Below are 755 nucleotides of genomic sequence, written 5' to 3'. Positions count from 1 at the left end.
ACCACGGTTGCCAGACCGAGCCCGACCCACACTGGGGTCCTCGATGGGCTGGCTGCCGGTGGCGCCCATGCTGGGGGTGGGGGCGGTGGGGCTGGTGGTCTGGATTGTGGAGTGGGCGTTGGTGGTCTGGAGTGGACGATGGGGATGGGCGGCGGATCGGGTGCGAGGCTGACTGGTGCTGCCGGTGCTGCTTTGGCTTTTGTTTGGTGTTGGGCGTGTTCGATGGCGTGGCCCAGTACGTAGGTCCAGGCTTCGGGTAGTGGGCGTTGGTGTGGTTGGTTGGTCAGTGTGTCGGTGATGATCTGGCGCAGTAGTTCTGGTGTGGTGGGGGGTAGGTGGTGGGGGTTTTTGGTGTCGTGGTCGCCGGCGAGCAGGCGCAGGGCCAGCAGTCCGAGTTTGTAGGTGTCGGTGTAGATGGTGGCCAGTTCTTCACCGGGGGGTGCGTCCCATCCCGGGGTTTCCATTTGGGGTAGCGCCGAGACGGTGTTGATGCGCATGGCGTCGCAGTCGATGAAGTAGGCGGCTTCGTGTGGGGTCAGGGCAAATAGCAGGTTTTTCGGTGAGATGTCGCCGACGCAGACGCCGTGTTTGTGCATGAATGCCAGTGTGGAGGCGACTTCACGCAACAGCGTATAGCGTTGGGCGTCAGTGATGTTGAGGCCGCGTGCGGCCAGCACTGAGGAGTGGTTGAGCAGGTGCTGAAATTCAGCGGTGGTCCTTGACACGCCTTTGACGGTGGTCAGGTCGATGAAGAA

1 protein-coding gene is annotated in these 755 nt (G+C 62.4%); it reads right to left on the bottom strand.

Annotated elements, in window-relative coordinates; translation table 11 throughout:
* Positions 1-755, bottom strand: a 755-nt coding sequence (locus tag AC5Y5W_RS24945) for a protein kinase family protein (RefSeq protein ID WP_500014158.1), incomplete at both ends; no start/stop codon positions are given.

The sequence above is a fragment of the Mycobacterium sp. NGS51 genome (assembly GCF_059812525.1).
The sequence above is the reverse complement of the archived record's forward strand: the minus strand, read 5'-3'. Positions and strand labels throughout refer to the sequence as shown.